The 16,678-nt window shown below is 38.6% G+C and carries 21 protein-coding genes; 9 read left to right on the forward strand and 12 right to left on the reverse strand.

All coding sequences use genetic code 11. The annotated features are described in order from the left end of the window. Positions 1-359 precede the first annotated feature (359 nt). The 5 genes from ACJMLZ_RS01190 to ACJMLZ_RS01210 form a co-directional block, all read right to left on the reverse strand. Positions 360-689: a NifB/NifX family molybdenum-iron cluster-binding protein gene (locus ACJMLZ_RS01190; RefSeq protein ID WP_405303554.1), complete on the reverse strand. Its 330-nt coding sequence runs from the start codon at positions 687-689 to the stop codon at positions 360-362. Positions 690-713: 24 nt separating this feature from the next. Continuing rightward, on the reverse strand, positions 714-1,472 hold the full coding sequence (mtnP, locus tag ACJMLZ_RS01195; RefSeq protein WP_405303555.1) for an S-methyl-5'-thioadenosine phosphorylase: 759 nt from the start codon (positions 1,470-1,472) through the stop codon (positions 714-716). A gap of 5 nt (positions 1,473-1,477) precedes the next feature. Then, positions 1,478-2,926, reverse strand: a complete 1,449-nt coding sequence (locus ACJMLZ_RS01200; protein WP_405303557.1) for an RtcB family protein — start codon at positions 2,924-2,926, stop codon at positions 1,478-1,480. A 333-nt stretch (positions 2,927-3,259) separates the two neighbouring features. Beyond that, the gene (locus ACJMLZ_RS01205) at positions 3,260-3,580 is read right to left on the reverse strand and encodes a hypothetical protein (RefSeq protein WP_405303559.1); all 321 of its coding nucleotides are present in this window, start codon (positions 3,578-3,580) and stop codon (positions 3,260-3,262) included. Positions 3,581-3,613: 33 nt separating this feature from the next. Next, positions 3,614-4,036, reverse strand: a complete 423-nt coding sequence (locus ACJMLZ_RS01210) for an archease (protein ID WP_405303561.1) — start codon at positions 4,034-4,036, stop codon at positions 3,614-3,616. Between the two features lie 88 nt (positions 4,037-4,124). Between ACJMLZ_RS01210 and ACJMLZ_RS01215 the strand changes: the two genes are divergently transcribed. Continuing rightward, complete coding sequence (locus tag ACJMLZ_RS01215) at positions 4,125-4,304, forward strand: hypothetical protein (protein WP_405303563.1); 180 nt, start codon at positions 4,125-4,127, stop codon at positions 4,302-4,304. 111 nt (positions 4,305-4,415) lie between these two features. On the opposite strand, the gene ACJMLZ_RS01220 is transcribed toward ACJMLZ_RS01215, so the two are convergent. The 3 genes from ACJMLZ_RS01220 to ACJMLZ_RS01230 all read right to left on the reverse strand — a co-directional run bounded on the left by ACJMLZ_RS01220 (position 4,416) and on the right by ACJMLZ_RS01230 (position 7,100). Beyond that, the gene (locus ACJMLZ_RS01220) at positions 4,416-5,525 is read right to left on the reverse strand and encodes an ORC1-type DNA replication protein (RefSeq protein ID WP_405303565.1); all 1,110 of its coding nucleotides are present in this window, start codon (positions 5,523-5,525) and stop codon (positions 4,416-4,418) included. A gap of 36 nt (positions 5,526-5,561) precedes the next feature. Then, the gene (locus ACJMLZ_RS01225; RefSeq protein ID WP_405303567.1) at positions 5,562-6,281 is read right to left on the reverse strand and encodes a 6-hydroxymethylpterin diphosphokinase MptE-like protein; all 720 of its coding nucleotides are present in this window, start codon (positions 6,279-6,281) and stop codon (positions 5,562-5,564) included. 213 nt (positions 6,282-6,494) lie between these two features. Then, positions 6,495-7,100 (reverse strand): YitT family protein, encoded by a 606-nt coding sequence (locus ACJMLZ_RS01230; RefSeq protein ID WP_405303569.1) that lies wholly within the window; start codon positions 7,098-7,100, stop codon positions 6,495-6,497. Positions 7,101-7,389: 289 nt separating this feature from the next. Between ACJMLZ_RS01230 and ACJMLZ_RS01235 the strand changes: the two genes are divergently transcribed. From ACJMLZ_RS01235 to ACJMLZ_RS01260, 6 genes are all read left to right on the forward strand, one after another. Next, positions 7,390-8,532: a pyridoxal-phosphate-dependent aminotransferase family protein gene (locus tag ACJMLZ_RS01235; protein WP_405303570.1), complete on the forward strand. Its 1,143-nt coding sequence runs from the start codon at positions 7,390-7,392 to the stop codon at positions 8,530-8,532. A gap of 499 nt (positions 8,533-9,031) precedes the next feature. Further along, positions 9,032-9,445 (forward strand): GerW family sporulation protein, encoded by a 414-nt coding sequence (locus ACJMLZ_RS01240; RefSeq protein WP_405303571.1) that lies wholly within the window; start codon positions 9,032-9,034, stop codon positions 9,443-9,445. Positions 9,446-9,472: 27 nt separating this feature from the next. Further along, a complete protein-coding gene (locus tag ACJMLZ_RS01245) occupies positions 9,473-10,039 on the forward strand; it encodes a DUF2953 domain-containing protein (RefSeq protein WP_405303572.1) in 567 nt (188 codons plus the stop codon). Further along, the gene (locus tag ACJMLZ_RS01250; RefSeq protein ID WP_405303573.1) at positions 10,029-10,289 is read left to right on the forward strand and encodes a hypothetical protein; all 261 of its coding nucleotides are present in this window, start codon (positions 10,029-10,031) and stop codon (positions 10,287-10,289) included. The genes ACJMLZ_RS01245 and ACJMLZ_RS01250 overlap by 11 nt, the downstream gene beginning before the upstream one ends. 197 nt (positions 10,290-10,486) lie before the next feature. Then, positions 10,487-10,801, forward strand: a complete 315-nt coding sequence (locus tag ACJMLZ_RS01255; RefSeq protein WP_405303574.1) for a hypothetical protein — start codon at positions 10,487-10,489, stop codon at positions 10,799-10,801. Next, positions 10,773-10,994, forward strand: coding sequence for a hypothetical protein (locus ACJMLZ_RS01260; RefSeq protein ID WP_405303575.1), 222 nt, complete (start codon positions 10,773-10,775; stop codon positions 10,992-10,994). The genes ACJMLZ_RS01255 and ACJMLZ_RS01260 overlap by 29 nt, the downstream gene beginning before the upstream one ends. Before the next feature lies 1 nt (position 10,995). On the opposite strand, the gene ACJMLZ_RS01265 is transcribed toward ACJMLZ_RS01260, so the two are convergent. Next, positions 10,996-12,528 carry a thiamine pyrophosphate-binding protein gene (locus tag ACJMLZ_RS01265; RefSeq protein ID WP_405303576.1) on the reverse strand — a complete coding sequence of 511 codons (1,533 nt, stop codon included), beginning with the start codon at positions 12,526-12,528 and terminating at the stop codon, positions 10,996-10,998. Then, positions 12,525-12,983, reverse strand: a complete 459-nt coding sequence (locus ACJMLZ_RS01270; protein WP_405303577.1) for a dCTP deaminase domain-containing protein — start codon at positions 12,981-12,983, stop codon at positions 12,525-12,527. Before ACJMLZ_RS01270 ends, ACJMLZ_RS01265 begins: the two co-directional genes overlap by 4 nt. A gap of 153 nt (positions 12,984-13,136) precedes the next feature. On the opposite strand from ACJMLZ_RS01270, the gene dmpI reads away from it, so the two are divergent. After that, complete coding sequence (dmpI, locus tag ACJMLZ_RS01275; protein ID WP_405303578.1) at positions 13,137-13,325, forward strand: 4-oxalocrotonate tautomerase DmpI; 189 nt, start codon at positions 13,137-13,139, stop codon at positions 13,323-13,325. Positions 13,326-13,554: 229 nt separating this feature from the next. Here the strand turns inward: dmpI and ACJMLZ_RS01280 are convergent, their stop codons facing one another. Next, positions 13,555-14,493, reverse strand: a complete 939-nt coding sequence (locus tag ACJMLZ_RS01280) for a hypothetical protein (RefSeq protein ID WP_405303579.1) — start codon at positions 14,491-14,493, stop codon at positions 13,555-13,557. An 11-nt stretch (positions 14,494-14,504) separates the two neighbouring features. Next, positions 14,505-15,614: a hypothetical protein gene (locus tag ACJMLZ_RS01285; RefSeq protein WP_405303580.1), complete on the reverse strand. Its 1,110-nt coding sequence runs from the start codon at positions 15,612-15,614 to the stop codon at positions 14,505-14,507. Positions 15,615-16,417: 803 nt separating this feature from the next. On the opposite strand from ACJMLZ_RS01285, the gene ACJMLZ_RS01290 reads away from it, so the two are divergent. Further along, the gene (locus ACJMLZ_RS01290; RefSeq protein ID WP_405303581.1) at positions 16,418-16,675 is read left to right on the forward strand and encodes a hypothetical protein; all 258 of its coding nucleotides are present in this window, start codon (positions 16,418-16,420) and stop codon (positions 16,673-16,675) included. Positions 16,676-16,678: the final 3 nt, after the last annotated feature.

The raw sequence follows: 16,678 nt of genomic DNA on the forward strand, positions 1-16,678 counted from the left end.
AATATAGCCTACGCTATTAAAATTTTAAAATATAGTCTGAAAATACAGTATTTCACAAATACTCCATAAAATAAACTGTAAATAGGATTATAAAAAAGTATTGGTTTATAATCAGTTATTCGACTATTGTGAGTTTTTCTCACGTTATTTAAAGAAAATATCTGTAATTTAAGTTTTAATTAATAAAACCCGCCCTTAAAGGTTACATTTAATTATTTTATTCATAGTATATAAAGATTATTAAAAAAATTACTTTTTCAAAAAAAATTAGAAATTCAAAAAAAAACAAATTTTTCAGCCAAAAATTTAATCCAAACCAAATATCTTAAAATTGAAAATGAAAGCCGGAGGGCTTTAATTTACAAAACCGGCTTTTTCATGAAATCGACATGATCCATGTATCTTTTCAAAACATCATCAATCGGGCCTTCATCCATGACCAACTTGATGCCCTGGTTTTCTGCCTTGATTTTAGATTTGAAGCCATACTGAACTGCAATCAGCACATCACAATCTCCACATGCCTTAAGGACCTTGCCGCCCTGATGCTTTGAATCTTCGGCTATCTCAACATCCCTTCTTTCAACGAAACTGATTTCATCCCCGCAGTCATATACGCATACTGTCTTTCCGCGTCCGAGATGCAAATCCACATTTTTCCCATCTGAAGATACTACTGCAATTCTCAATTCAATCCCCCATAATAATATAACTTAAACTTCAGCACCGTCCAATGCATGAAGACACTCACAATCTGATGCCTCATCAACATTTTTTATGAAATTATATATCAGTTCAAGTAGGTCACGTTCCTTTTCCTTGACCATTTCAAAGACTTCATCTATTGTCAGGTTATTTTCAGAAATTCCTGAGGCATAGTTTGACACTATGCATATTGAATTGTAGCACATCTCCCTTTCGCGGGCAAGTGTGACTTCAGGAAGGCCTGTCATTCCGACCAAATCCCCTCCAAGCATCCTGAACATTTTAATTTCTGCAGGAGTTTCGAATCTTGGCCCTTCTGTGCATACATATGTGCCTCCCAGGATAACCTCTCCTGAAGCGTCCAAGACATCCCTCAGTTGACTGCAGTACGGTTCGGTCACATCTATATGGACCACCTTATCCTCAAAGAATGTTTTCTTTCTGTTCTGTGAAAAATCAAGAAAGTCATCAGGAATTACAAAAGATCCGGGAGGCATTTCAAGATTCATTGACCCTACGGAATTTGTGGCAATTATCTTTGTAACTCCGACCTGCTTTAATGCATCGATGTTTGCCCTGAAATTAATCCTGTGAGGCGGAATGCTGTGTCCTGATGCATGGCGCGGGATAAAGGCCACTTTTTTGCCGAAAATATCCAGCATGGAGACTTCGACATCACCATAATCAGTTCGGATTAATTTTCTATTGCACTCATCCGCATTTTGGGTGATTTCATACACTCCGCTTCCGCCGATAATGCCTATCATTTCAACTACCCTTTACATACTGATAATGGCCTGACCTTTGCGACCAGCTTGGCGATTCCTGTACTGTCGGATACGCGGACAACACTGTCAACATCCTTATAAGCGCCAGGAGCCTCTTCGGCAATCACGTTTTTGCTTGTTGCCTTGATTTTGATTCCTTTTTTCTCCATATCTTCAGTGATTTCATCGGCGGAGAAGTCCTTTTTGGCCTTGGACCTTGACAATACCCTTCCTGCTCCGTGGGCAGTGGATCCGAATGTTTCCTCCATTGCGACTTCAGTTCCGTGGAGCACGTATGAAGCTGTTCCCATTGTGCCCGGAATCAGTACAGGCTGTCCGACATCCCTGTATTTTTCAGGAACTTCAGGCCTTCCAGGACCGAACGCACGGGTAGCTCCTTTTCTGTGAACCAGAAGCTCCTCTTCCCTTTTATATACCTTATGGGTTTCCATCTTGACTATGTTGTGGGCAACGTCATAGACAATGTCCATTTCCATGTCCTTTGCGGATTTTCCCAATACTTCCTCAAAGGTCTCACGAACCCAATGAGTCATCATCTGTCTGTTTGCCCATGCGTAGTTTGCCGCTGCGGCCATTGCCTGAATGTAGTTTTGAGCTTCCTTTGAATCGAGCGGTGCGCATGCCAGTTGCCTGTCGTCAAGTGTGATTTTGTATTTCTTGTATGCCTTGTCCATCACCCTCAGGTAATCTGAACATACCTGATGTCCGCATCCTCTGGAACCTGAATGAATCATGATTACAATCATGCCCTTTTCAAGACCGAAGACTTCGGCAACCTCCTCATTGTAGATTTCATCAACTATCTGAACTTCCAGGAAGTGATTTCCGGAACCCAGTGAACCCAATTGCGGAATTCCCCTTTTTTTGGCCTTGTCTGAAACTATGCTTGAATCTGCATCGACCATCCTTCCGTTTTCTTCCAAAACTTCCAGGTCTTCCGGCCATCCGTATCCGTTGTTGACAGCCCATTCGGCACCATAATCAAGCACATCATTGATTTCATCTTTATCAAGCTTGATTCTGCCTTTGCTTCCGACACCTGACGGAATGTTTTTGAACAGCTTTTCTGTAAGCTCATCCAAATGCCCTTCAATGTCATCCAGGGTCAAGTTTGATTTAATCAGCCTGACTCCGCAGTTGATGTCAAAGCCGACTCCTCCCGGAGATACTATACCGTTTCTAAGGCTGAATGCTGCCACACCGCCAATCGGAAATCCGTATCCGTAATGGATGTCCGGAAGGCCGATTGAATACCTTTGAACGCCCGGAAGGCAAGCCACATTAACGATTTGCTGGACTGCACCCTCTTCAAGGGCCTCAAAACTTTCATCATCAATGTAAAATCTTCCGGAAGCTCTCATTTTCTTATTGTAGGAGCCCGGAATCTCATAAACATTATCCTTAATCTTTTTCATTTCATCTTTGATAGCCATAAAAATCACTGAATTATTATGCTTTAATATCTATTGATGATGTTTAAATAAAGTTTTGGTAACCGATGAATATCAGGATATCTTCAAAAATGAAAAAATTCGATGAGCAGAACCCACTTGAATTTATGAATCTTAAACTAAAGCAGTCAAAAGGCCATTTTTCCATCACAATGATGCTATAACCTGTGAAAAATTAATTATATCAATCAAAATTTAAAAGAAAAGGAAATGAAGTTGATTTCATTTAATGATTAAAATTTAAATTAAAGAAGACATCCCATGCCCAAAGCCTTAAAAAACCTTTGCGGATATAAAAAAGGGAAAATATAAAAATCATTTTCTAAATAAGGAACTGACCCCCGCAACAAGCAGGAACATGGAGCTTAATATGTTAATATAGTCCGCACCTACGATTACAAACATGGTTGCTATGATAAAACCGACTCCAGCAAGTTCAGGGTTTTTCCTAACGTAATATACGGAAATGAAACCTAAAATGGAAGCCAGAATAGCAATGACTCCTAAAAATGGCGGATGGCTTTGGCCAAAGCTTTTAATGAAAATTAAAAATGAACCTGAAAACATTCCGATAACGGATCCGAATATACCCATCATCATTTCAAAAGTTCTTGAAACAGATTTAGTTCTTTTCATGTTCTAATATATGTTCGTCATATTATAAATAAATTACAAATCCACAATGGCCCGAAGCTCAACAGGGGTTGATTTTTTAACGTCCATCATGTGAAATGTTATTGCCTTTATCTCGCTTTTGCGCTCATGCCTGTCCCAATCGATGGCTTCACCTCTGATTGTTGCCTTCAGATTATATTCTCCGTCGGCCTCAAAGATGTCCACACTGAATTCGCTGAACAGCATGAAGTCCACTTCATGGTAAAAAAGCAGCTCCTCAAGGTAATCGTATAAAAGGGATACCTCATCCTCGGAGGTTATCTCAAATGATTTTTCAATTACTGGGGCAATGTTTGAAGTGTCTGAAATTATATTGAAAATGGCCAATCCAGCATTTTCAAACGCTTCGTTTAGGCTTTCACCATAAGCCCTGAAGCCAATGTCTGCAGTTACGTCAAAATATTCAAATTTTTTCATTGTTTTGCCCCACGGATATTACTTCTCAGATGCTCTCTTTCTCTTTCTTTATATTAATATTTTAATAATACTATGTATAGTGATTAAAATGTTATGGAATGACGATACCAACCTACAAGCAGATTTAAGAAAAAAAAGTTCAATAAAAGATGAAATTATCTTCAGCGACTATGACGTTCAATCTTGCATGGTAATGCTTCTTGTAATAACTGCATTACTATTATCAGTTGTTTCTGTTGTTGCAGCGCAGACTCCGAGCATAATCTAAAGCTTGGATTCTATTTTTTTAATAAAATACCAAACCCTTAATGCTGCACATTAGACATGCAAGCTTACCATGCAAATCCTCTAATGTTAACAGAAACTAATTTCCAGGAAACTAGATGGTATAGTCTTCGGGGTTAAAACGCAATATGATTTCACGAGAATTCCCCTTAACCCCTTTTCCTGTAAATTTTGTGTCAATGAGCCTTACGAATTCCAGCTTATTTAATGTCCTGTCGAATGACGCATAGCTGGATCCTGTTTTTTCTTTAAATATTTCAGACAATTCGCCTGCAGTATAAACACCATCATAGTCTGCAATCATTCTCAGAAGCTCTTTTTCAGAATCATTTAGTGATTTGATTGTTTCTGCAATATTTACTGAAACCAAAGAGTCGACTGCCTTATCATAGTGTTCCTGAGTGATTTTACGGCTCGCATCGGCTTCCGCAATGTTGCCGCACAGATTAAGGAGCTTGATTCCGATTCTCAAGTCCCCGTTTTCAAAGGTATACATTGCAATCTGCTCAAGTATATCATCGCTTAAAACGCCTGGGAAAAATCCTGCCTTAGCCCTGTCGTTTAGGATGTCTTCAGTTTCTGAGTAGGTATAAAGAGGAAATGTTATCTCCTGCGGAATGAAGACCGTATTCACGTTTTTATCGAATGCATATTTGAATTCCAAATCTGACAGGATTGCGAAAATGGATGTCTTGACGCCAGGATATTCCTCATATGCCCTCAGCATATCGTAAAATATCTTATTTGCATTCTTGCTTTGGAACAGGTAGTTGACATCATCAAGTGCAATCACAAGTGCCTTTTCATTTCTTTGAAGATCTTTCATGATTTTGTCATAGATTCTGGAAAACGGAACGCCTGTTTCGGGAGGAAGATGTCCGAACATCTTTTTGTGGATTTGGGAAAATATTCCGAAACGGGTAGTGTGAAGCTGGCAGTTGATATATACGCACACGACCTTTTCCGTGTTCTTTTCAACTAGTTCAAATACCTTTCTGATTGCTGTTGTTTTTCCTGTTGCCGGTGAGCCCAAAACAATTGCGTTTGAAGGCTGGCCCCCTCTCATGGCAGGCCTTATTGACATTGCCATCGCTTCCATTTGAGTATCTCTGAAATTATAGTTCGGAGGCACGTAATCCGGATCAAAAGCGTTTATGTTTTGAAAAAGACTTTCATCATGCATTAAAATATCTTCAATTCCCATAGTATCTAGTTTGTTTTAACTATTATAAATCAATTATTATTTACACAAATTGATAATATTGACATCCTCGTTGTCGATTATCCATTGTGTCAATTTCTCAGCATACATCAGTTTTTTCTTTTTAAACTCATCGGCCTCTGCCAGGTCGCTTTCAAGGTTTGGTCTTGAATATTTTGTCACCACATCTCCGAAATCCATACCCGCAAGGGTTATTTCGCTTGCGCCCAATGCAACAGCCAGAAATATTGCCCTGTCACCGTCTGTGAATCCTCCGAAGTTGTAGATGTTTCCCACCGGCTGGGCCTGTGTGGTGCCTATTACGTTTGTGAAAAATGATGTGTATTTGATTACCTGCTCGAGATTGTCTCCGTGAGCGTGGACTGCAATGTTTGCTCCCCTCAAATCGGCCAAAAGTATGTCATCCATGTTTCCGTCCAAATCTGTGGCGACTATGTCCGGAGCAATCTTTTCCTCGATTAATGCGGTTGTCGCGCCGTCTGCTGAAACCAATACGTAATCCTTTAAATCGTAATTTTCCTTCAATTCAATAATGTGTTCCTTCAGGGAAGGCCCTGCCCCGAATACGATGTACTTGTCTGAAAAGCCAACAATCTGGCTTAAGTCATCCAATGTAAGGCAGCCCTCTTCGGAGAGTATCTCATCCAAAACCTTTGCTGAGTTTTCGTCACCTTCTCTTGAAAAACCGAAATCGTCAAGAATTTCCTTATAATATCTTTCCCAAAGTCCAAATTCCATGTTTAAACCTCACTATAATAATTTAAGCCAGTGATTAATTAAATAATTTATTATTTTATAGAAATTGTTTTTAGATTGTTAAACTGCTTAACTTATTAAATTTAGTTTATCTTAAAGAAAAAATCATTAAACAACAAAATGAATTATCAAAAGAGATTAAAGAAAAAAACAACATTGATAAAGAAACATCCGCCAAAATCGATGAAATGCTTTCTAAGGATTGACTACATTAATCCTCTCACCAGTCAAGGCAAAATAAACATTGGAAATCTGTCTTAATGTAAAACCAACCATGAATGCAGATATGACCGTTCCGATGCTGACGGCGCCAAAAACATTTGTATACCACAGAGCACACATTATAAAAGCAATAATCACCATTGAAGCGTCAAAACCCATTTTGATTGTTGAAAATCTCCACTTTGTCACGACGGCTATTGCCTCGACACATCCTTCACCAGGAAGCGGCGCGATATTTGCAGGCATATATATGAATATTCCGAAGGCTATCAGAAATATGCTCAATGCAAGATAAAGAATATAGTATGGAACTGTAGCTTCAAATGGAACGAATGAAACAATATGAAGCGCCAAATCCGTGAAATATCCAAAGAGAACACAATTGATGAACTGCAACAATCTTTTTTTCTCGAATCGTGCCCTTAAAATTATCAGTTGAATGAAAATCAGCGCCGCATTGAAAACAAAAGTGGTTATTCCTATGTTTATGCCGGTTATCAAATTCAATGCATAGGAAATGGAGCTGATTGGAGTCGTTCCAAGCGTTGATATGATTGAAAAGGCCACCCCAAGCGACATTATAAACAGCCCTACTGTGAAAGAACAAATCCTCTTAAGCATATGACTAATGTATATATCCCAACAATTATATCTTTTGGCAAAATTGCATATAAAAATGATATGGCAAAACATGATTAAACAATTCATTATAAATTTAAATTTTATTGAATGAAATGACAAATTATATCTGCAAATCACTCCATAAATGAATAAAACAATATTTTAAAAATATTTAATAAGTATGAAGACAAAAATTATATATAGCTTGAAACTAAGCTAATTTTCTAGAAAATTGGAGGAAATTTTAATGAATGATATTTTATTAATGCTTCCCGGACCGACAACAGTGCATCCAAGAGTACTCAATGCAATGTCAAAAGCTGTTGTTAACCACAGAAGCGCTAAATATGGTGAAATCTTAACTGAAACTACTGAATTAATGAGTAAAGTTTTCCAAACACCAAATAATTCTTATTTATTAACTGGATCTGGAACTGCAGCTATGGAAGCAGGTATTGCAAATACCGTTGCACCTGGAGAAAAAATGTTGAATGTTGTAGGCGGAAAATTCGGAGAACGTTTCATGAAAATAGCTCAAACCCATGGAATCGAATCCAAAGAACTGGCAGTTGAATGGGGAACTGCAGTAACCCCTGAAGCTATCGCTGAAGCATTGGACGAAGATGAAGACATCAAGGCTGTAAGCGTAATCCACAACGAAACATCCACCGGTGTGGCTGCACCTATTGAAGAAATAGGTAAAGTAATGAAAAACTACGATGCATTATACATTGTAGATACCGTATCCTCCCTCGGAGGGGATTATGTGGATGTTGAAAAGTTCGGAATTGACGTCTGTCTTACCGGATCACAAAAATGTCTGGCCGCACCTCCTGGAATGGCAGCAATTACCCTAAGTGACGACGCATGGGCTGCCGTTGATAAGGTTGAAACCAATACCTACTACCTGGACATGAAAGCCGTAAGAAAAAGCGGAGACAAAGTCCCACCTGAAACTCCATACACTCCATCAGTTTCACTTACCTATGCAATGAATGAAGCGTTGAAAATGGTTATGGAAGAAGGTCTTGAAGCCAGAGTTGCACGCCACCACAAAGCTGCTAAAGCCAGTGTCGATGCGGTTAAAGCTTTAGGATTGGAATTGTTTGCTGACGAAGCCGTTTCATCCGCTACCGTTACAGCAGTCAAAATGCCTGAAGGAATCACCGATGCTGACTTCAGAGGCACAACCCGTGACAAATACGGCGTTGAACTGGCTGGAGGACAAGATCACCTGAAAGGAAACATTTTCAGAATAGGACACATGGGAAATATTTCCTACAAGGAACTGACCCAAACCTTTGCCGCTATCGGAATGACATTAAAAGGTTTAGGCGTAATCGACGATGCCGGAGCCGGTGTGGCATCAATTGCAGAATCATACTTATGATTCTGTCACTCTCTTTTTTTGATTTTTCAAGCCGATTATAAGTTATAATTGCCGAATTTTTGTAAAAAATATATTACTTATAAGTGATAAGAAAAAAAGTTACACTTGAAATGCACCCCTTTGGTATAACTTATAAATTATATGTGAAAAGTTACACTTGAAATGCATGTCTAAAATATGTTCCTTATAAGTAATAAGTGAAAAGTTACACTTGAAACGCACCTCACGAATTTTGCATAAAAAAATTATAAGTTAAAAGTTACACTTGAAACATATGTCTTATAAGTGAAAAAAGTATTACTGATGAGGCTCCCCAATGCCATCCATTTTGTCAAAGCCGGGATAAAAACTTAAGATGTTACAATGAAATCCTGCTTCTAAAAAAAATTTGTAGAAACGAAAGCGATTTTCAAAGTCAAGTCAGTACCTTTTCAGCCGAATATAAAAATATTTTAAACATTAAATACAAACATTAAACCATAAGACAGGATGTGAAACTATGAGCAATAATATAAAGACAACTGTTGAAGAGTTAAGAAAAATCATTAATGTGGACAATGTTATCGGAAGCCCTATTGAAACCGAAGACAAAATTCTAATCCCTGTCATAAAGATGGGATTCGGATTTGGGGCCGGAGAAGGACTGTTCGGCAAAGAGGGCAGCGATGCAGCCGGAGCAGGTGCCGGAGTGGAACCGATATCAATGGTCATGATTCCTAAAAAAGGCAGTAGTGCCGATGGAGTTCGTGTGCTTGATTTAAGTAAAGGAAGCGACGCAAACAAAGCATTATCCGATTTGGGATTCATCATTTCAGATTTGGTGAAAAACTATTTGGGATCAAAAAATGATGACGAATACGATGAAAGCGAATACATCGAACCTGAATTTACCTCATCTGAAGACGAAGAATAGGAATCATATATGTTAAACATCCTAGGGATGATTATTCTAATAATCATCTTATTCATTATTATTTTACTGCTTGTCGGGATTAGAGTCTCACTGGTCTATGACAAAAAGGGCCGTGAACTTAAAGGATGTTTGAAAATACTCATTTTTAAAAAGATAAAGGTTTATTCCCGCAAATTCCCTTCAAAAGACAGCGACAAAGAAGAAGATGAAGAGGAAGAAGACCATAAAAAGAGAGATATCAAAAAGCTGCTTGATTTAGCCAAACCTTGTTTTGAAGACTTTAAGATATATTTAAAATCTGCATTGAATGTGATAAGCATTAAAAAACTTGAAAATCATCTTATTTTTGGAATGACCAGCTATGCAGATACCGGAAAATATATAGGTATGATCTGGGGCGTTTTATCCGTCATAAACCCCATGCATGAAAAGCTGCGCTTGAGTGCCGAGCCGTCATTTACAGGAAGCGTGCTTGACTGCGAAGGTGTCAACGACATCGAGATTTATCCGTTGAAACTTCTTGTTCCAACCATCAGACTGCTTTTGAAAAAGAATGTAAGATTATTTATACGGGGTGTTCTTGATGAAAGATGACATTGAAAAGTTCATCGAAGACCTGTTCAAAATCGATCATCACGACAAGTATGAATTCAAGACACTTTGCGGATTTACGTTCGTGTTTAAACGAACAACATTTGAGGTAAATGAGAGGGTGGCCAGCGAAGAAATTTCACCTGTCGGAATAATTTATGAAGAAAATGATGAAATTTACCTCGCACCCCTAGATGAAACCATCGAAATAGAGCCAATTGTTAAAGAGTTTGTTGACAATTGTCTTGAATAAAAAAATTGTTCTAATAGCGTAAAATTGCTTTTAAAAACTACTTACTAATTTATATAGGTCAAACGCCAACATTAACCATAACCAATAAAGTAAGCTAGCTTGAAATTGGTCAATGCCAAAAAAAAGGTGAAAGCATTATCTTTAAAAAATATGACAAACTTTCAAAACTAGCGTGCAGAATCTTTGCGAATTCTCTATTGAGGTTCATTGGTGAAAAGGAGGGGATTGAAAACATCTATGGTTATGAAATCTACACTCCACAGAATAAATTGAAAATTTTGGACATGGTTGTCGAAACGGCAAACGGTTACTGTATCGATTTTGAGTTTCACAAATCCAGGACAACTGAAGACATCATACTTAGAAACATACAATATGTTGTCGGCTTCAGGAGGGATTCAAAAAAGTTAATCAAACCATATAATCCTTACAGACATATTCATACCAGAAGACGAAAAAGAAGAAATGTTAAAGGGGGTAAATATGGGAAGCCAATTTTTAGAAGAATATGAACGAAAATTAGTCGAAGATGCAGAAAAAAATGGAAAAAAAGAAGGAATAAAAGAAGGATTCAAAAAAGGAGAGATTAAAGGAAAAGAAAAGGAAAGAATAAAATTAGCTAAAAAACTAAAAAAAGACAATGTACCTATGCAAAAAATAATCAAATACACAGGACTTAGCTTGAGCGTTTTACAAAGATTGTAGATTATTTGGGAAGTGGAATATTTTCACTCTCAACAATGACCTCAACAATGAGCGGTCCTGACAGATTTTTGCCAAGCACCAAATCCAAATCATCCAGGTTATCCACACGAACCGCATCAATGCCATATGATGATGCCAACTTTACGAAGTCCGGATTTTTCAAGTTGACCTGGTAGGGATCCATATCGTAAAATGTCTCTTCCCACTGGCGGATGATGCCGAATTGCGAATTGTTCAAAATGAAGACAATCACATCCAAGTCATTTTCCTTCAGGGTTGCAAGTTCCTGAAGATTCATCTGAAAATCGCCGTCGCCATTAATGACAATGACCTTTTGTGAAGTTGCAACACCTGCGCCTATTGCCGCCGGCAGGCCATAACCCATCGGAGCAAGACCCCCTGAAAAGAGAAGCTGCCTTGGGGCAGTTGACTTTTTGAGAAGTGTTGTCCAGGTAGTGTGTGAGCCGGCATCCGAAACTATGATGTCTTCCGGAAATCTCTCAAGGATTCTGCTGATTGCCGCCTGAGGCTTCAAGTCACAATCGATTCCTTCGATTTTCAAATCGTTGGCGACTTTCAAAATTTCGTCAATCCAGCCGGTTTTCCGGAATCTGATGTTCGCCAAAAAGTCCTCGACCTTTCCGTGAATCGGATAGTCGCCTACAAGAACATCCCTGTTGATGTTTACATGAATCAGGTTTTCCGGAATTTCAGGAAGTGTCCTCTCGCTTCCCTTTATGCCCAACGCAATTATGCAATCCGAATTTTCAAAGGCGTATTTTGCCCTTGAAGTTGACCTGATTCCGACCATGCCCAAATTCAAGTCATCCAATTCAGAAATTATTCCCTTTGCATGGAATGTTGTGGTTACCGGTATTTTGCATCTGTTTACTATCTCTTCAATATTGTCCTTTTGTGTGATTGCACCTGCACCCAAAATGAACAGCGGTCTTTCGGCACCGTCAATCAGCTCCTGGGCCTTTGAGATGTTTGAGAGGTCATCCTCACACAGATAGCACAAATCAAAGTCCTGAAAATCCTCACTTAAGAGCACATCCTTTGCAAGGTTTATGTGAATCGGTCCCTTCGGATTGTTTTTAAGCGCAAAGATGGCCGCCCTTAGACAATACAGTGCTTCGGTTCCATTCAGCGGATTGTATGAGTCCTGAACTATGTGTGATAGAATCTCCCTTTGGGGAAGGGTCTGGAAAAAGTCGGAGCCTCTGTGCTTGAGTTCATTGTCTCCTGTCAGAACTAAAATCGGAACGTTGTCCTTATACGCTGTTGCAAGCGCCATGGTAAAGTTCAGCGCCCCAGGTGAAGCGGTTGCGATGCAGACGCCAATTTTTCCGCTTGAACGGCAATATCCGTCTGCAGCATGTGCTGCTGCCTGTTCGTGTCTTGTTAAAACATGATTTATGCTTGAAGCTGAAAGTGCCTTGTAAAGAGGCATTATCTGCTCGCCCGGAATTCCGAAAACATCCCTGACATCTTCGCTTTCCAATATCTCAACTATCTTATCTGAAACGTTCATTTTTCTTCCTCTTGATAAGACCCGTCATACTCGCCTGAACCCTCAACCGGGAAAACAACCGCCTGTGCAATTCTGTCGCCGGACTTGATTTTGTATTCGAACTCGCCATGGTTGTATACCATAAACATCAATGTTCCGTAAAACCCAGGATCGCCGACTGCAGTCTGAACTGAAATGAATGACCTCAGCAGTGTTGATCTGGGCAAGTACAGCATGGTATATCCTTTCGGAATTTTGATTTTCCTTTTGATGCTTGCCAGATAGGCGGTGTGCGGCTTTAATGTGTAAATGTCGCCTTCCATCTCTTCAAGGTCAGGCAATTTCTTTTCGTTGTCAATAAGTGACCCTTCACTCTTTTGGATGTAAATCTTATCCAGCTCCAAATCAATTCCTGACGGCTGAACCAAATCGGCGAAATCAGGAAACAGTTTAACAAGTTCTTCTTCACCAAGCATAATATCAAGACCTTTAGTTAATTATGTGTGTTTTAATCTATATTACTTTTTTGAGATTTGGGAAAAAGTCGGAGGGAAATTCCAAAGAAATTGGAATGAATTTGGGAAAAGATATTTATATTATCATAATGATATATTTAAATGGTGAATATAATGCCTGTAATTACTATTGCTGGAAATGATGGAATCAGTGTTGAGAAAAAAAGAGAAATGGTCAGGAAAGTTTCTGAAGTTGTTGCAGAGGCTTATGATTTACCTATTGACGCAATTACTGTTTTAGTCCAGGCTTATCCAAAGGAAAGCATCGGAGTGGCTGGAGAATTATTATCCGACAGAAAATAACGTTCATTTATCATGGGATTGTGCATTGACATGATCCCACTCTCGTAATAGTTGGGCTGCGGCGAAAGCCGTGGCTCATATAAAAAAAATCTTAAAAAAAAGTGAGACTCATTCTTCATTTATCATTCAGGGAGCAGTGGCATAAGTCACTGCTCCCTTTTTTTATAAACACAGACTAAAGGTGTTAAACATATATTAACACCAATAGTATATTTTTCGTGCAGAATATTTATAGTTTTTTGAATTTCCGCCCGTCAATTTTTTCTATCAGCTTCAGCTCAACAAGCTCATCAAGATATTTTTCTATTTTTTGCGTGAAATTTTTTGACCTGTATCTTTCAAGTGAACTTTCAAGGTCATCAACCGTGAAGCTTTCAGAGGATGCATCATAGATTATTTTCTGCCATGGAGTGAGAGTGAAAATTATGTCATTCAGCGGGTCTGTGGTTTCACTTGTGAAATTCCAGGTATCATCTGTTGTTTTCACTTGAAATGCACCTTCCAGATATTCAATCCTGTCTGTCAGCGCATCAAGATGGGGGTAGTTTGCAAGGCCTGTTTTGTGTTTGTAAATCATGTTTAGAAATTCCTTTCGTGAGTTTTCAATATTGCTTTGGGCCTCATCAAAGCTTTCGAAGCTTGCCAGAATGTAGACCCTCTCGTCGATGACCTCAACTATCTTGAAGGTTTCGCTTTCATCGCAGAATTCCACATTTTTGAATGCATTTACGTTCCAGTTATTGTCAAGAAGGAAGTTTCTTGTGAATTTGGCATCATCCAGATTGTCATAGAGCCCGAATATGTACTCATCGCCGGCAATCTGCTTTTTGACCATGAAGATTTCGTATACCCTTGAAATGTTGAGGCCATACTTTGAGTTATTTGGATTTCTCCTTATTTTTTTGATGAGTTTTTCGACCAACTTATCGTTTGGTTTGGTGTTGAATTTACCTAAGAGGTGCAGTTTTTCATCAATTTTTGCTATAACCATGTATGTGTCCAGAGAGAGGTGCATTTCAAGTGTAAAATTATCGATATCCCAATCTTTGCCTACAAGCAAATCCCTTATGAAAATCGCATCTTCCAGAGTGTCGACCTTGGCAAAAACACGTGAATTCTTAATAATTTTATATGAATTTTTACTACTTCGGATATATTTTTCACCCATCAAAACCGACCTCATTTTTTGGAATTGAAAACCCTGACATCATCGCCGATCCACGAGGTGAGGTCGATGTCATTTCTTGAGGAATTTTCAATGTAGAAATTTATAAGATATTCAAGCTTTTCTGTGTTTGTCCTTCCCGGCGCCTTCATGAACTCATCATGCTTTCGGGATGTCAGCCTGAAGTTCAGCTGCCTGTTTCTGTATTCGTAATCTGCAATCCTTGAGGAGTATATGTCAAAAAGCTCATAAAAAATTTTCTCGATTCGCTCATCGGCAGGAATATTCTGGGATGCAAACTCAAGGTCCTTTTTTGCGATTTCCTCTTCAATCAGATACTCCTTGACGTATCTGTTTTTGTCAAGGCCTTCGCCTGTGTTTGAAACATATCTTGAAATGAGCTTTGCAAAGCTTAGCGCCTCAAGGTCGCTCAGGTCATTGTCCTTTGCATAGCAGTATCCGAAGGCCTGCCACTGGGAGGAGTTGTCCTTTGTGACGCGGATGCCGACATTGTTTTTTCGAAGCACATAATCCAGATCAGACCTCTTGACTGTCGGGTCTATGATGTAGTAGTCGACCAGCCGGTCGGTGTCTATGTATGCAAGATAGTCGTTTACCACAGGAAGCGTGACCTTTGAGTTTACGTATTCAATGAAGCTGATTTCATTTTTGAACTCCCTGAGCCCTTCGAAGTAATGGGCGAAAAGTGTCTTACCGTCGCTGTCGTCATGAATCTTTATGCTTTCTATGTTTAAAAATAGGTGAAAGACAAGGGGAAAATCCCTGCTCCAATACTTTATAATCAGTCTCTTGAATGACTGGTAGAGTTCGGAATCCTTGTCGAAAATGTCGATGTCAAAAATCATGTCCCTCAGGTCAAGTCCCATGAACTCATAGTCCTCCTCGGCCGCATCAATTTTTGAAATGGTTTCCTTAAGTGAAATCTGAATCAGCCTTTCGGCCATCATATCTTTTACAATAGAGAGGGCCATTTCAAGTGTAACGTGATTTTCTACATCAAGGTTTTGGAAATATCCATTCTCTCCAATAATGTAGGTGAATTTTGTTCTCTTTTCATGGGTTTTTTCATCGATATAGTGGGTCAAATTCCTGATTTTAAGCATTGTCTTCACTTGTAATACATTGTGTAATACATACTAACTATGATATCATATAAAAGCTTTTCGTTATTTGAAAAAAAATTCATTCAAGTAAGTTCTTATAAATTCCCCATTTTTCAAAAAAAATTCCGATTTTGTCATTTTAAAAAAAATCCCAAATAGGCAGGGATTTTTTCTTCGATTATATTGAAATTACGGGTAATTAAAATTGAGGTGATTTTTGGGTCATGCGAAATTTTAACTCCCCATGCAATTTCGTGAAAGATCGGTGATTTTTCGATAATGTCGGTTTTAAGTGGATATGTCAAACTGCCGAATAATACCCATTATTATTTTTAAAAGGGTGAAAAATATCTGAAAAACTGATGATTAAAGGTGTGAAATTGCCTTTCTCGAAAAGAAATTTTTTATAGGAAATGGCTTAAAATGCTTATTTAAAGTATTCGGGAATTTTTAGAGGTTTTTGAAATTTTGGATAAAATTTTCATTTTGGTGCGGTTTTTGAGGATTTTTCTGTAAAAATATATAATTTTTAGGCATACCTAAATATTTATATATGATGATTTCAAACATTAATGTGAAGGCAGCCGGACACTGCCGACCTCAATTTGAAACTTAGATGAAGGAGGAAGAATATGATCATAGGAATCGAAAACCTGAAGAAAAAAATGAAAGATAGTGAAGAAGATGAGTCAGAATGAATATCTGCACTCATCTTCAAAAATTCAATAACACTAATTTTCAAAACACATAAACTAAAAAAACAAACCAAAAATAATATATAAGTTGTTCACATATTATTACCCATGATAGATTCAATTGCAGGAATGATATTTTTCATAATCATTGCGATATTCTGCTGCGCGGCCATTGACAGCCCGTCCGACAGCAGCAACACCACACAGAAAAGAAGCAACCCGCCTAAAAGAACCGTTTCCCACTCTCGCCCTTCATATTCAGAATGCCCTTCCTGCGGCGCTCCGTACTATGACGGCTACTGTGACGAATGCGGATATCCCGACGTCAATCAGGGATGGCTTGGAGAGGAATACGGCTGGGACTGATAT

The sequence above is a fragment of the Methanobrevibacter sp. genome (assembly GCF_045126245.1).
In the GTDB taxonomy this organism is placed as follows: domain Archaea; phylum Methanobacteriota; class Methanobacteria; order Methanobacteriales; family Methanobacteriaceae; genus Methanocatella.

What these genes read in the sequence shown, in the direction of transcription:
- mtnP (WP_405303555.1), bottom strand. Translation starts at nt 1,472, where the DNA reads ATGATAGGCATTATCGGCGGAAGCGGAGTGTATGAAATCACCCAAAAT.
- ACJMLZ_RS01200 (WP_405303557.1), bottom strand. Translation starts at nt 2,926, where the DNA reads ATGGCTATCAAAGATGAAATGAAAAAGATTAAGGATAATGTTTATGAG.
- ACJMLZ_RS01205 (WP_405303559.1), bottom strand. Translation starts at nt 3,580, where the DNA reads ATGAAAAGAACTAAATCTGTTTCAAGAACTTTTGAAATGATGATGGGT.
- ACJMLZ_RS01210 (WP_405303561.1), bottom strand. Translation starts at nt 4,036, where the DNA reads ATGAAAAAATTTGAATATTTTGACGTAACTGCAGACATTGGCTTCAGG.
- ACJMLZ_RS01215 (WP_405303563.1), top strand. Translation starts at nt 4,125, where the DNA reads ATGTTATGGAATGACGATACCAACCTACAAGCAGATTTAAGAAAAAAA.
- ACJMLZ_RS01220 (WP_405303565.1), bottom strand. Translation starts at nt 5,525, where the DNA reads ATGGGAATTGAAGATATTTTAATGCATGATGAAAGTCTTTTTCAAAAC.
- ACJMLZ_RS01225 (WP_405303567.1), bottom strand. Translation starts at nt 6,281, where the DNA reads ATGGAATTTGGACTTTGGGAAAGATATTATAAGGAAATTCTTGACGAT.
- ACJMLZ_RS01230 (WP_405303569.1), bottom strand. Translation starts at nt 7,100, where the DNA reads ATGTCGCTTGGGGTGGCCTTTTCAATCATATCAACGCTTGGAACGACT.
- ACJMLZ_RS01235 (WP_405303570.1), top strand. Translation starts at nt 7,390, where the DNA reads ATGAATGATATTTTATTAATGCTTCCCGGACCGACAACAGTGCATCCA.
- ACJMLZ_RS01240 (WP_405303571.1), top strand. Translation starts at nt 9,032, where the DNA reads ATGAGCAATAATATAAAGACAACTGTTGAAGAGTTAAGAAAAATCATT.
- ACJMLZ_RS01245 (WP_405303572.1), top strand. Translation starts at nt 9,473, where the DNA reads ATGATTATTCTAATAATCATCTTATTCATTATTATTTTACTGCTTGTC.
- ACJMLZ_RS01250 (WP_405303573.1), top strand. Translation starts at nt 10,029, where the DNA reads ATGAAAGATGACATTGAAAAGTTCATCGAAGACCTGTTCAAAATCGAT.
- ACJMLZ_RS01260 (WP_405303575.1), top strand. Translation starts at nt 10,773, where the DNA reads ATGGGAAGCCAATTTTTAGAAGAATATGAACGAAAATTAGTCGAAGAT.
- ACJMLZ_RS01265 (WP_405303576.1), bottom strand. Translation starts at nt 12,528, where the DNA reads ATGAACGTTTCAGATAAGATAGTTGAGATATTGGAAAGCGAAGATGTC.
- ACJMLZ_RS01270 (WP_405303577.1), bottom strand. Translation starts at nt 12,983, where the DNA reads ATGCTTGGTGAAGAAGAACTTGTTAAACTGTTTCCTGATTTCGCCGAT.
- dmpI (WP_405303578.1), top strand. Translation starts at nt 13,137, where the DNA reads ATGCCTGTAATTACTATTGCTGGAAATGATGGAATCAGTGTTGAGAAA.
- ACJMLZ_RS01280 (WP_405303579.1), bottom strand. Translation starts at nt 14,493, where the DNA reads ATGGGTGAAAAATATATCCGAAGTAGTAAAAATTCATATAAAATTATT.
- ACJMLZ_RS01285 (WP_405303580.1), bottom strand. Translation starts at nt 15,614, where the DNA reads ATGCTTAAAATCAGGAATTTGACCCACTATATCGATGAAAAAACCCAT.
- ACJMLZ_RS01290 (WP_405303581.1), top strand. Translation starts at nt 16,418, where the DNA reads ATGATAGATTCAATTGCAGGAATGATATTTTTCATAATCATTGCGATA.